We start from the raw sequence: 12531 nt of genomic DNA, 5'->3' as shown, positions 1-12531 counted from the left end.
TGAAAGCATGACTGTTGCGAACGGGCGGGGACGCCTCATTTACGGCTGCATGGGACTCGGCGGCCCTTGGGACGGCACGTCCTACGGGGCTTCGGAGATCGATCAGGCAGCCGCGGTGATTGAAGCTGCGCAAGGGATTGGCATTGAGCTTTTCGACCATGCGGATATCTATCGCAGCGGAAAGTCCGAGGCGGTCTTTGGTGAAGTCCTCGCCCGTTCGCAGGGTCTGCGCGACAAGATCCAGCTTCAGACCAAATGCGGGATCAGGCTGGGGGAGCGCGGACTGGAGACGCATTACGACCTCAGCCGTGACGCCATCCTTGAACGGGTCCATGAAAGCCTGAAGCGGCTCCAAACGGACTACGTGGACGTACTGCTCCTGCACCGGCCCGATCCGTTGATGGACCCGCGCGAGGTGGCGGACGCCGTCGGACAGCTCATGGCGGAAGGCAAGGTGCGGCAGTTGGGTGTGTCCAACATGTCCGGCGCTCAGATCGCCTTCCTGCAGGACAGGTTGGAGGCGCCCATCATGGCGAACCAGCTGGAAATGAGCCTCCTTCGCCGGGGCTGGCTGGAGAGTACCGTGCTGGTCAACCATGCGGACAGTCTGGAATACAGCTTTCCGCACGGGACTCTTGAGCACTGCATGGCCAAGGGAATTGAACTGCAGGCATACGGGTCGTTGGCCCAGGGGCGCTATACAGGTGCGCCGTCCGCGGAGCATTCGCCGGCCGAGTCGGCTACCGCGGACATGCTCGAAAAATTGGCGGGGGAAAAAAGCACCACGCCGGAGTCAGTACTGCTGGGTTGGCTCATGAAGCACCCGGCCAGGATCTCGCCGGTAGTGGGAACCACCAACCCTGCCCGGATCGCTGCCAGCGCCGATGCCGCCTCCGTGGCTGCCGGCATGACCCGTGCCGAGTGGTACGGACTGTGGTTGGCAGCGCGGGGAAACAACATCCCTTAACTCCGGTTTTAACCCAACTGAGTCGCAGTTGTGCGCGTTATGACGACTCAAAACGCGCTTAACTGCGACTCAGTTGGGTCACAACAGCAACACATACTACGAGGCGCGGCTGATCGGAGCGACCACGGAGTACGTGCTCGAGTCACCCTGGATGGCCTGGCTGGGTTTGCCATCGATGCTGACGGGAATGTCGCCCGCAATGGTCACGCGGTTGAGCTTGCGGGGCTGGCCGTCGTAGTTGTCCGGTGCGTAGTGCTGCGTGATGCGGTTATCGAACAGGACCACCTGGTTGGGCTCCCAGTTCACCCGGACCACGTTCTCCGGACGCGTCACGTAGGCCTGCAGCAGGCGGATGATGTCCTTGGATTCGGTGTTGGACAGGCCCACGATCCTGAGCCGCTGCGCGAAGCCCCCAATAAACAATCCGCGCTCGCCGGTCAAAGGGTGGACCCGCACCACAGGGTGGGCGGTTTCGAACTTCAGCCGGGTGAATTCCTTGCGTCGTTCTTCCGCGTTGGAGTGCTCAAGGTTCTTGGGCACCGAGTAGTCGTAGTCGTTGGTGTGGATGGCCCACAGGGTGTCCGCGAAGTTCCGCAACTCCTCCGGAAGGTCCTGGTATGCCCCGGCCGAGGACGCGATCAGGGTCTCGCCACCGTAGGCGGGGAGATCGATGCTGCGCAGTGTGGAGGCCTGCGGCGGGTTGACCACGAAAGTGACGTCCGTGTGCCAATTGTTGGCCGAGCCATTCTCGCTGTCCACGGGCAGGACATTCTCTTCGCCGTCCACCGAAGCGACCGTCGGGTGCGCCTTGGTGAGCGGGCCGAAGTGGCTGGCGAACTTCACCTGGGCTTCGTCCGTGAGGATGTTGGCCTCGCGGAAAACAAGTGCCTTGTGCTCGTTCAGGGCTGCCCGGATCTGCGCAACAGTTTCTTCACCCAGGTCGCCGCTGATGTCCAGGCCACGGATTTCGGCGCCGATACGGGAGCCGAGTTTGGCGAACTCGAGTTTGGTTTCGGTAATGACGGTCATGACGTGTTCCTTACTTGTTGAGATGGATCTTGTTGTGATGGTTGCGGCAGATGCCGCGGGGTGGGTCAGGAAGCGGCAGCGCCAACAGCGGTCCGCCAGCGGGAGAAGTGCTTTTCAAGGGCAACCAGCAGGAAGTTCACGCCGAGCCCCAGCAAGGACACTGTGAGGATGCCCGCGTACATATCCGGGATGAGGAAGCTGCTCTGCGCATTCACGATCAAGTAACCAAGCCCAGCCTTGGCTCCCACCATTTCAGCGGCGATCAGCACCAGGATGGAGGCGGTGCCGGCCATGCGAATGCCCGTGAAGATCGTTGGTACAGCCGACGGGAGAATGACCTTCTGGAAGAGCCTGAAGCTGTTGAGTCCCAAGGAGCGGGCGGCCCTGATCAGGAGCGGGTCCACGGTCTTCACACCGGCAATGGTGTTGAGGAGAACCGGGAAGAACGCAGCGTACGCCACGATGCTGATCTTGGATTCTTCTCCAATGCCCAGCAGCAGCGTGAACACGGGAAGAAGAGCCAGCGCGGCTGTGTTGCGGAAAAGCTCCAGCAGCGGGTTCAGCACCGAGTTCAGGCGTCCGTACCAAGCGATGAGCAAGCCCAGCGAGACACCCGCCACCAATGCCGCGCCGAAGCCGGCCACGGACCGGGTGAGGCTGGCCGCGATATGGCCTTGGATGGTGCCTGCTTCGAAGAGCTTGCCCCAGGCCAGCAGCACTTCGTGCAGCGGCGGGAGGAACACCCGGGTGGACGGGCTCGCCAAATAGGTAGGTCCAAGCTCCCACAGTGCCAGGAAAGCCAAGACCGCTGCGGACTTCCACAGACCCGACCCCACGGCTCCGGCGACGCGTCGCGCTATGCCGGGTGCCGGCGTCGTACGCTCTTCAGTTGCCACCTGAGTAACGGAACGTTCGACGGCGGCACTTGGGTCAGTCGCGGTACTCGCCTTGGGCGCTGTGGCGGCAGTTTCGGCTTGAGTGAGTGTAGTGGTCATCAGGCGGCGCTCCTTTCGGTGATGGTTGCCGGTTCGTCCGGTGCGCTGCCGTCCGGCAGGATCTTGCGGTGGCCGGCGTCCTGGGCCCGGCGGACTTCGTCGTGCAGAAGAGTCCACACCTGGTGGCGGTGCTCCACAAAGGCGTGGTTGGAACGGATGTCCTCGTCGCCGTCGCGGTCCGGGATGTTGATGTCCACGATTTCCTTGAGCCGGCCGGGGCGGGCGCTCAGCACAGCAACGCGCTCGCCGAGGTACACAGCTTCATCGATGCCGTGCGTGATGAAGACGATGGTCTTGCCGGTGGCCTTCCAGATCCTGAGGAGCTCATCCTGAAGCTGCTCGCGGGTCTGGGCGTCCAAGGCTGCGAACGGCTCGTCCATCAGCAGCACATCCGGCTCGTAGGCCAGGCTTCGGGCGATGGCAACACGCTGCTTCATACCGCCGGAGAGTTCGTGGGGGTAGCGGTCCTCGAAGCCCGCGAGCCCCACCAGTGCCAGGTATTCGCTGGCTTTCGCGGCGCGTTCGCGGCGATTCAGCTTCTTGCCATCCGGACCCGCACCTTCGAGCCCGATGGAGACGTTGGCCGACGCCGTCCGCCACGGGAACAACGCATACTGCTGGAACACCACGGCGCGGTCCTTGCCCGGCCCTGTGACGGCCTTGCCATCCACCAGGACTTCACCGGAAGTCGGGGTGGAGAGCCCGGCCAGGAGGTCCAGGAGCGTGGTCTTGCCCGAGCCGCTGGGCCCTACCAAGGTGAGGAACTCGCCGTCGCGGACGTCCAGGCTCAAAGAATCTATAGCGGTGAGGCGGGTGGCGCTTGTGGTTTTGGTGGCCCGGACCGTGAATTCCTTGGTGACGTTCCGGAGGCTGATTTTGGCGGTCATGGCTATCCTTTCGCTGCAGCGAGCTCGTTGAACTCGTTCGTGTAGTACTTGGACGGCGTGAGCTTGTCCTTGACGATTCCAGACGAGTTCAGCCAGGCCTCCCAGCGGGTGAAGTCCTCATCCTTGACCACACCGTTTTCCGGAACGCCGGGGCTCTTCCAGAACTTCAGGTTGGCTGTGCTCTCGTTGCGGCCACGGCTCTCGATGATCTTGGTGTAGCGGGCAATGACCTCATCGCGGGGCGTTTCAGTGGCCCACTTGAGAGCTTTCGCGATGGCCGAGGTGAAGGTCCGGGTAGTGGTGGGGTTCTTCTCGATGAAGTCGTTGCGGAGCACAATCTGCCCGCCGGCGAACGTGCCGAACAGCTCGTAGTCGTTGAACAGGGACCTCAACCCACCGGCCTCGATGGCCCGGTCCTGCAGGACGCCGCCCAAGGTTCCCACGTCCACTTGTCCGCGGCGGATGGCTTCTTCGGTGTCATTCGGCGCGAGGGGTACCAGCTGGACTTGCTTGATCTCGTCCTGGCTGAGCCCGTTCTTGGTCAGGTACGTGTTGATGACGGCCTCATGGTGGGCGCCGAGTGTGTTGACGGCGATCTTCTTGCCGATCAGGTCCCGCGGTTCCTTGATGGCGCTGTCCGCTTTCACGTAGTAGCCGCTGAAGTTCTTCTCGTCGGCGCCGTAGTAGTTGATGACGCCTTTCACGGGCGCCCCGGCTTCGATGAGTTTGGTGACGGCGCCGGTGAACGCGCCACCAAAATCGGTCTGGTTTGTGGCCGCTGACTGGATGTCCTGGGGGCCGCTGGTGGTGTTTCCCACCCACTTCAGCTTGACGTCACCCAGGTATCCAAGGTCTTCCGCCAATTCCGGGAAGGTGACTTGGTTGGCCCAGCCCTGGTACCGGAGTTCCGTGATTTCGTTGCCGGCTTGAGCGCCTTGCCCGGCTTCGGCTGCACCGCCGCAGCCGGACACCGTCAGCGCTAGTACGACGGCGGCCGCGACGCTCAGCAGGGGCAGGTGCAGTTTCATGGGAGCTACTTTCGATGGTTTGTGATCTGTTGGGTGGCCGGCTTAGGCAAGTGCTTGGGAGCCTTGCAACGGCTTGGGAACGATGTAAACCCATCCCGACGCCGACTGGGAAGTGCGGCGGTAACTCCCGGAAACCCTGCGAAACAGCCCGAAATGGAACGAAATCCGGGGCCATTCCCGGCAACCCTGGGACACAAAGACGCCGTGTTGAGCCCTGTGAACAACAGCGACAGGTGGGCCGGATATGACTGGCGCGTCACGCCGTCGGGCGTTCATACTGCGGGACCCCACAGTCATATGGGGTTTAGTTCGTATTGATCCTCACAACCGGGCGGAATTCTTCGCTGTGCGGGGTGCCGGACGGATACGGTAGATACATGACGTCTAGCATCGCCGCCGAATCAGTTCGGCCTACCCGCAATATTCCCGCCGACATTGCCCGTTCATGGCTCCTTGTGAATGCCATGAAGACGGAGCTTTTTGACGAATCCGCGGGTTCACGGGCAGACGCCATCATCCTTGACATCGAAGACGCCGTTGATCCTTCCCAGAAGGACATTGCCCGCGAGAACGTGGTCAACTGGCTGACCTCCGGCGGCAAGGCGTGGGTCCGCATCAATGACGCGACCAGCCCGTTCTGGGCCGACGACCTTGCTGGATTGCGTGGCACCCCGGGCCTGCTCGGCGTCATGCTCGCCAAGACCGAGTCCGCTGACCAGGTCACAGAGTCCTACCACCGCATGGACGGCAAGACTCCCGTAGTCGCACTGGTTGAGTCCGCCCTCGGCATCGAGGAAGCAAACCACATCGCCCGTGCACAGGGTGCTTTCCGGCTTGCCTTCGGTTCCGGCGACTTCCGCCGCGACACCGGCATGGCGGCCACCCCGGAGGCCATGGCCTACCCGCGCGCAAAGCTCGTCGTTGCCAGCCGCGTTGGTAACCTGCCGGGCCCCATTGACGGCCCCACTGTCGGCACCAACCACCCCATCCTGCGTGAGCAGACCGGCATCACCGTGACCATGGGCATGACCGGCAAGCTCTGCCTGGCCATCGACCAGACCACTGTGATCAACGAGGTCATCAGCCCCACGCCTTCGGACGTCGCCTGGGCCACGGACTTCATGAACGACGTCGAGGCCAACGGCCGCGTCATCCGCGATGGTTCCGACCTCCCGCGCCTGGGCCGTGCTGAGAAGATCATGAAGCTCGCAGTGGCCTTCGGAGTCCAGCCTTCCCTGTAAACATGCTTGTCCACGGGGTCGCTTGGGACACTACGTCCCCTTCGCTGCGAATGTTCACGCCGGACGCGGAGTTCAGTGACGTTGCGTTGGTCCAGGGTTCAGCCCTGGGCCTTCGCGTAATCCCCGGATTGTGGTGCCTTGGCCACACCAAAGTCCACGGCCCCGGGGATCGGACGCATGTCCCGTGCCGCAGCGGTTCTCCAGCCGAGCGTGGGAAGCAATGCGGAGCCTGCTTCGCGCGGGACGACTCCCGGCTGATGCACGACTTCCACCGCGGCACGGCCGTTCCCACCGGCCTCCGTGCCTACCTGATGCAACCGCACTGGCTTTATGTGGCTACGTTCGCCAACGGTGCCAGCAAAGTGGGTACGGCCTCTGCTCCGCGCAAGTGGAACCGGCTCGCCGAACAGGGCGCTGTCCACGCTTCCTATGTGGCGCACACCGATGACGGCCGCGTCGTTCGTGTTCTCGAGGACTTGGTGACGCGCGAGCTTGGCCTCGTCCAGCAAGTCCGCTCTGCTTCCAAGGCAGCGGGCCTCGTGGAGCCGCGTGCCGGCGTCGAGCTTTTGACGCTGAACCGTCAGCACGCTGGCCGGGTGCGCGAGCTTCTAGGCGGTCTGGCGATGACCGGCTATTCCGTCGTGGAGGAAGAGTGGGAGCGGCCCGCCTTTGCGGAGCGGCTCTGTGCTGCTGCCGAAGGGGTCCGTCGCCACGCCTACCCGGCAACCTTCGACGGCGGCGGGCACGGTTTGCGGATCCGCTCCCTATCGGGGGCGATCGCCTTGGCGGGCCTCCCGGATGCTTCGGGTAACGAGGTAGAGGGCAGTTTTGTGGCGGACCTGGGTGCTTTGAAGGGCCGCAAGATCGAGTTCGGCCCGCACACCACGGAAATCCCGGCGCTGCAGGACTCCTTGTTCTAATTCGTTGTGAGGCCCGCTTTGCGGGGTATTTCGTGGTTTTGGGGTGCAGAGTAGGCCTCGCAACGCCCCCCTTTTTCGTTGTGAGGCCCGCTTTGCGGGGTATTTCTGGGTTTTAGGGTGCAGAGTAGGCCTCGCAACGCACCCCGTAGACTTGGACGGTGCTGGAACAATTTTGGGCTACGGCCTCTACGTCTTACAAAGTGCTGGTTTTCAGCGCCATGGGGCTGATCGCCGTCGGGCTCATCCTGTCCATCGTGGGGAATACCTCCGGCAACCAAGGTCTGGCCATTGCTTCGTTGCCCGTCATTGGCGTTGGCCTGGTGCTCCACGTCGCCGGACTGGTGGTTCGGGGCCAGAAGATCCGCAAGAGCTACAAGAAGTAACCTCTTCACCCAAGCAACGCGCTGCGTCCGGGCTCCCGGGGCCGATAGGGTTGGAGCATGAGTATCAATCCGGACTTGCAGGGCCGAAGCTACCCTGCCGCAGAGGTATATGACGTCGGCCGTGAAAAGATCCGCGAGTTCGCAAAGGCTGTAAAAGCCGGCAACCCGGCGCATTTTGATGTTGAGGCAGCCAAGGCCCTGGGCCACAGCGACCTCGTAGCCCCGCCGACTTTCGCCATCATCGTCGCCCAGCGTGCTGACGCCCAGTTGGTCCAGGACCCGGAGTCGGGCATCGACTTTTCCCGTGTGGTCCACGCCGACCAGCGTTTCACGCACCACCGAGCCATCGTTGCCGGCGACCGCCTTGTTGCCGAATTGCATGTTGACGGCGTCCGGGCCATGGGCGGGGGAGCGATGATCACCACCCGCTCCGAGATTTCCACCGAAGCCGGCGAAAAGGTCGCCACCACAACCTCGTCCATCCTGGTCCGCGGAGAGGGACAGTAACCATGAGCCCAATATTCGAAGAACTGACGGTCGGCCAGGAAATCGGCACCCGCAGCATTGACGTCACCCGTCAGGACCTGGTCAAGTACGCCGGAGCATCGGGCGACTTCAACCCCATCCACTGGAACGAATCGTTCGCAACCTCCGTGGAACTGCCGGGTGTCATCGCGCACGGCATGTTCACCATGGGTGCCGCAGTGCAGCTGGTGAGCGACTGGGCAGTCGACCCCGCCGCCGTCGTCGATTACCAGACCCGCTTCACCAAGCCCGTCCTCGTCACCGACACCACCGGGACCGATGAGGCCGGTGCTGTCATCGACGTCACCGGCGTGGTGGGAGCGCTCGACGCCGATGCCCGCACCGCACGCATTGATCTCACCGTCGTTGCGGGCGGACAGAAGGTCCTCATGAAGTCGCAGGCGGTTGTGAAGGTCTCTTGAACCAACCGAACACCACTCAACGGCGCGCTACTTCGACTGACATGTCGCGGTGGCGCGCCGCCGTTCTTGCTTCATACGGGGCCAGCGGTATCGCGTTCGCCACCTGGGTTTCCCGCCTCCCTGCCATCCGTGACGGGCTGAATCTTACGCCTGGTGGCATCGGCCTCTTGCTCATGTGCATGACGGTGGCCTCGTTCATTTCGATCTCCGCCTCGGGGCTCATTGTGCTGCGGCTCGGTCCCAAGCTGACCACGAGGATCGGCAGCTGCATGGTGGGTGCGGGCCTTGTCATCGTGGGTGTGGGCACCTCTATTGCAGCCAATCCACTGGTGGTGGCCGCAGGCTTGGTAGTCCTGGGTCTGGGTACGGCCAGTTGGAACACTGCGTCCAATGTGGAAGGGGCCTCGCTTGAACGCGAATTGCAGCGGCACATCATGCCGCACTTGCACGGCGCTTTCAGCCTCGGAACCGTCGCCGCTGCGGGGTTCGGTGCCTGGGCCGCTGCCATCCATATGCCGGTGTTCTGGCATTTCCTGATCTCGGGTGTGGTTGTAGCGTCATCCGTGGTTACCGCAACCTTCTGGTTCCGTGCGGAAATGACCGCTGCAGCCACGCACACGTACCGCGCCGAAGAAACCGACACTTTCCAGGATCCGTCCACGGGCCCGCTGCCCATCATCTCCGGAGACGCGGCCGGCCCTCAGACGGACGCCGGCAAAGCCGCCGCTCCACTGGATAACAAGCGGCTCGTGGCCCTTGCCTGGCGTGACCGAAGGACTTTGCTGATCGGCGTCCTGGTCCTCGGCTTGGCGTTAGCCGAAGGAGCCGCGGGGGACTGGGTTGCACTGGCACTCGCTGACGGTTACGGGCAGTCCGATGCCGCTGGGGCTGTCGGTTATGGGCTCTTCGTTACCTTCATGACCATCGGGCGTTTCACTGGCACTGTCATCCTGGATCGATTTGGACGTGTAGTGGTGATGCGCTGGTGCTCGGCCACCGCCGTCGTGGGCCTTGCGCTGTTTGTTTTTGCTCCGGTTCCATGGCTCGCGTTTGTAGCCTTGGCGGTGTGGGGCCTTGGTGCCTCACTCGGGTTCCCCGTGGGGATGTCTGCCGCTGCCGACGATCCTGTGCACGCGGCGGCCCGCGTGTCAGTGGTGTCCACCATTGGCTACGGCGCTTTCTTGTGCGGACCTCCGCTCCTGGGGCTGTTGGCCGAACATTTCGGCATCCTGCATTCGCTGCTGGCACCCCTGGTACTGCTGGTGGTCAGCTTCTTCCTGGCACCATTGGCCGGTCAACAGAAGGCGAAGTCAGCGCACGCCAGCTAAGCCCGTTAGGCTTGATTGGTGACCCAAACGCTGCTTTCCGAACTGACCACTGCTGCCGTTGGCGGCCCCGCGGGCAACTATGTTGAGGCCCGCACCGAGGCAGAAATTATCGACGCCGTCCGGTCGGCCGACGCTGCCGGTGAAAAACTCCTGATCATTGGCGGTGGCTCCAACCTCCTGATTTCCGACGAAGGCTACCCCGGTACCGTTCTCAGAATCGCCTCCGAAGGATTCACCGTGAACTCCGAAGACAGCTGTGGAGGCGTGTCCGTCGTAGTGCAGGCAGGCCACAACTGGGACGCCCTGGTGGAACACACGGTGCTTCACGCATGGTCAGGCCTGGAAGCATTGTCCGGTATTCCGGGAGCGACCGGAGCCACCCCCGTGCAGAACGTGGGAGCCTACGGCGCCGATGTTTCACAGACCATTGCAGCTGTCCGCACCTGGGACCGCGAACGCAACGCAGTGCAGACATTCACCAACTCCGAGCTCAAGTTCGGATACCGCGATTCCATCCTGAAGCAGACCACAGTTGAGGGCTCGCCCCGCTACGTGGTGCTGACCGTGGAGTTCCAGTTGCCGCTGGGACGGATGAGTGCCCCCATCAAGTACGCCGAGTTGGCCCGTGTGCTGGGCGTCGAAGCAGGTAAGCGCGCCTACTCCAATGATGTGCGCAGGGAAGTCCTCCGGCTCCGCGCGTCCAAGGGCATGGTCCTGGACTCAGCAGACCGCGACACCTATTCCACGGGCTCATTCTTCACCAACCCGATCGTGCCGGCGGAGCGTGCCTCAGCTCTGCCGGAGAACGCGCCAAGGTATCCCGCTGGCGACGACGGACTCGTGAAGCTCTCCGCTGCGTGGCTCATCGATCAGGCCGGATTTGGTAAAGGCTTCGGTCTCGAGGAATCCAGCGTCTCCGGTGGGCGGGCTTCCCTGTCCACCAAGCACACACTTGCCATTACCAACAGGGGTTCAGCAACGGCTACGGACATGGTGGCCATCGCGCGTGAGGTGCGTTCCGGCGTCGTCGAGCGTTTTGGCATTGAACTGCACCCGGAACCATTGCTGATCGGCGTCAACCTCTAGCGAGTGCGGCGTTCGGCTATCGGCAGGACCTTATTGAGCAGCAGGAATGTGAGGCCGCAGCTGACCGCTCCCAACAGGAAGATCTGGCTGAACGCGATACTTTGCGGCGACGGGCCGCTGGGCATGAACAGTCCGGCTGTGGCGAAGCCGACTAAACCCAGGAGCAGGACGATCGCTCCGAGCAGGAAGCTCCGGACCTGGGCTGCGGCTGCCGGGTAGAACCAGGGTTCGGGGGCGTCGTCGTCGCGGTCGGCTACGGGCTGGGTGGCGGCAGCGGTTCCCATGAGTAGCGCGGCTGCCGCAGTTGCCACCAGGCTGACCGTCTGAATGAGCTGCATTGAGGGGGAGAGGCTCACCCCGGTACCCACCGCCACGATCAGCCCGGCGCCGAGCCCGGCGAGCGTGCAGAACCAGCCGGCGGTAGCCAACCACCGGCTCATCGGCCGCACGAACGGAGCAAGATCACCAAAAAGCATGAACCCATCCTAGGATCTACTGCTGGGTGACGGCTGGGAGGCGCGGCAAGGTTCCCTGTGCTGGCCGGTCCTTTTAGGATGAAGCATGCCTGCAGAGAGAACCACTCCCACTCCGCGCGTCATGGGTCGGATGCGGCTCGCCAGCCAAGGCCTGTTGGGTAGCGGCTTCACTACAGTTTCGGACGCCGTCCGGTGGATGACGGCCATGCAGGCGCAGGACCTCGGCTCAGCTTTGTGGGCAGTAGGCCAGCGTGTTCCGGGCACGGTTGCGTCGGATATCCGGGCCGCCCTCGACGCCGGGACAGTGGTCCGTTCGTGGCCCATGCGCGGGACACTGCACTTGGTTGCCCCCGAGGACCTCCGCTGGATTCTGGGCATCACCAGTGACCGACTGATGAATTCACTGGCAGCTCGCCACCGTGAACTCGGCATCACGCCCGATGACATCAGCCATTGCCGGGACATCGCGTTCAAAACCACTGAGGTCCTTAAAGCAGGGGGTGCGCCAGGAGCCACACGGGAGCAGTTGTTCCAAGCGTTCGAGGAAGCCGGCCAGCTCACCAAGGCGCAACGTGGCATTCACTTGCTGGGGAGCCTCTGCCAGCGTGCGTGGCTGGTCCAAGGGCCAATGGCAGGGACCAACGGCAAAGTGGGCGTGCAGCAGCTGTTCGTGCCGTTCGACGAGTGGATTCCGGAGTCCAGGGAGCTGGGACGCGAGGACGGAATTGCCGAGCTGCTGTTCCGCTACTTCCAGAGTCACGGCCCCGCAACCATCAAGGATTTTTCGTGGTGGAGCCAAGTGCCCCTGACGGAAGCGCGCAAAGCCCTGAACGAGGTACAGGGCCGCCTGGTTGAGCTGCAGTTCGGTGGCACTAGTTACTGGCTCTCGCCGGAGACAGCAGAAATGCTCGACGACGGCGTTCCCGGCTCGCGCTCGTTCCTGGCGCTCCCGGGGTTCGACGAATTCCTGCTCGGGTATCAGGACCGGGACCTCGTGCTGGCTCCCGAGCATGCGGAATTGGTGGTGCCTGGCAGGAATGGAGTCTTCAAAAGAATCATGGTGTCAGGCGGAGAAGTGGTGGGAACGTGGGCAAGGACCGTGAGCGGGAAGACCATAGGTGTGGTGCCTGAACCATTCACGGGGCCCTTGGGTCCGGCCGCTGAGCGTTCGTTCCAAGCCCAGGGCCGTGCCTACCTGAAGTTCATGGCCGGCTGAACCCGCCGGCAGAGTGCCAAGCAGAACC

General features: G+C 63.1%; 14 protein-coding genes. 9 read left to right on the top strand and 5 right to left on the bottom strand.

What is annotated here, in order from left to right; translation table 11 throughout:
- Positions 1-7 precede the first annotated feature (7 nt).
- Complete coding sequence (locus KCX59_RS16225) at positions 8-967, top strand: aldo/keto reductase (protein WP_256871617.1); 960 nt, start codon at positions 8-10, stop codon at positions 965-967.
- Positions 968-1063: 96 nt separating this feature from the next.
- Here KCX59_RS16225 and KCX59_RS16220 read toward each other — a convergent pair whose 3' ends face one another.
- The 4 genes from KCX59_RS16220 to KCX59_RS16205 all read right to left on the bottom strand — a co-directional run bounded on the left by KCX59_RS16220 (position 1064) and on the right by KCX59_RS16205 (position 4906).
- Positions 1064-1996 (bottom strand): TauD/TfdA dioxygenase family protein, encoded by a 933-nt coding sequence (locus KCX59_RS16220; RefSeq protein WP_091469079.1) that lies wholly within the window; start codon positions 1994-1996, stop codon positions 1064-1066.
- A gap of 65 nt (positions 1997-2061) precedes the next feature.
- The gene (locus KCX59_RS16215) at positions 2062-2991 is read right to left on the bottom strand and encodes an ABC transporter permease (protein WP_179019686.1); all 930 of its coding nucleotides are present in this window, start codon (positions 2989-2991) and stop codon (positions 2062-2064) included.
- Positions 2991-3878 (bottom strand): ABC transporter ATP-binding protein, encoded by an 888-nt coding sequence (locus KCX59_RS16210; RefSeq protein WP_178997250.1) that lies wholly within the window; start codon positions 3876-3878, stop codon positions 2991-2993. The genes KCX59_RS16215 and KCX59_RS16210 overlap by 1 nt, the downstream gene beginning before the upstream one ends.
- A gap of 2 nt (positions 3879-3880) precedes the next feature.
- Complete coding sequence (locus tag KCX59_RS16205) at positions 3881-4906, bottom strand: ABC transporter substrate-binding protein (protein WP_179019688.1); 1026 nt, start codon at positions 4904-4906, stop codon at positions 3881-3883.
- A gap of 377 nt (positions 4907-5283) precedes the next feature.
- Between KCX59_RS16205 and KCX59_RS16200 the strand changes: the two genes are divergently transcribed.
- From KCX59_RS16200 to KCX59_RS16170, 7 genes are all read left to right on the top strand, one after another.
- Positions 5284-6147: an HpcH/HpaI aldolase/citrate lyase family protein gene (locus KCX59_RS16200; protein ID WP_179019690.1), complete on the top strand. Its 864-nt coding sequence runs from the start codon at positions 5284-5286 to the stop codon at positions 6145-6147.
- Between the two features lie 2 nt (positions 6148-6149).
- A complete protein-coding gene (locus tag KCX59_RS16195; protein ID WP_179019691.1) occupies positions 6150-7067 on the top strand; it encodes a DUF2797 domain-containing protein in 918 nt (305 codons plus the stop codon).
- 158 nt (positions 7068-7225) lie between these two features.
- On the top strand, positions 7226-7450 hold the full coding sequence (locus KCX59_RS16190; protein ID WP_054809088.1) for a DUF3188 domain-containing protein: 225 nt from the start codon (positions 7226-7228) through the stop codon (positions 7448-7450).
- Between the two features lie 57 nt (positions 7451-7507).
- The gene (locus KCX59_RS16185) at positions 7508-7957 is read left to right on the top strand and encodes an FAS1-like dehydratase domain-containing protein (RefSeq protein WP_178997244.1); all 450 of its coding nucleotides are present in this window, start codon (positions 7508-7510) and stop codon (positions 7955-7957) included.
- Positions 7958-7959: 2 nt separating this feature from the next.
- Complete coding sequence (locus KCX59_RS16180) at positions 7960-8397, top strand: MaoC family dehydratase (protein ID WP_179019693.1); 438 nt, start codon at positions 7960-7962, stop codon at positions 8395-8397.
- A gap of 41 nt (positions 8398-8438) precedes the next feature.
- Complete coding sequence (locus tag KCX59_RS16175; RefSeq protein ID WP_256871618.1) at positions 8439-9725, top strand: MFS transporter; 1287 nt, start codon at positions 8439-8441, stop codon at positions 9723-9725.
- Between the two features lie 18 nt (positions 9726-9743).
- Entirely contained in the window at positions 9744-10811 is a 1068-nt protein-coding gene (locus KCX59_RS16170) for a UDP-N-acetylmuramate dehydrogenase (protein WP_178997240.1), read from the top strand.
- Here the strand turns inward: KCX59_RS16170 and KCX59_RS16165 are convergent.
- The gene (locus tag KCX59_RS16165) at positions 10808-11287 is read right to left on the bottom strand and encodes a hypothetical protein (protein ID WP_179019697.1); all 480 of its coding nucleotides are present in this window, start codon (positions 11285-11287) and stop codon (positions 10808-10810) included. The genes KCX59_RS16170 and KCX59_RS16165 overlap by 4 nt on opposite strands.
- A gap of 85 nt (positions 11288-11372) precedes the next feature.
- On the opposite strand from KCX59_RS16165, the gene KCX59_RS16160 reads away from it, so the two are divergent.
- Positions 11373-12503, top strand: coding sequence for a winged helix DNA-binding domain-containing protein (locus KCX59_RS16160; protein ID WP_178997236.1), 1131 nt, complete (start codon positions 11373-11375; stop codon positions 12501-12503).
- The last annotated feature ends 28 nt before the right edge of the window (positions 12504-12531 follow it).

This window comes from Paenarthrobacter nitroguajacolicus (assembly GCF_051027655.1).
GTDB classification, from domain to species: domain Bacteria; phylum Actinomycetota; class Actinomycetes; order Actinomycetales; family Micrococcaceae; genus Arthrobacter; species Arthrobacter nitroguajacolicus.
The sequence above is the reverse complement of the archived record's forward strand: the minus strand, read 5'-3'. Positions and strand labels throughout refer to the sequence as shown.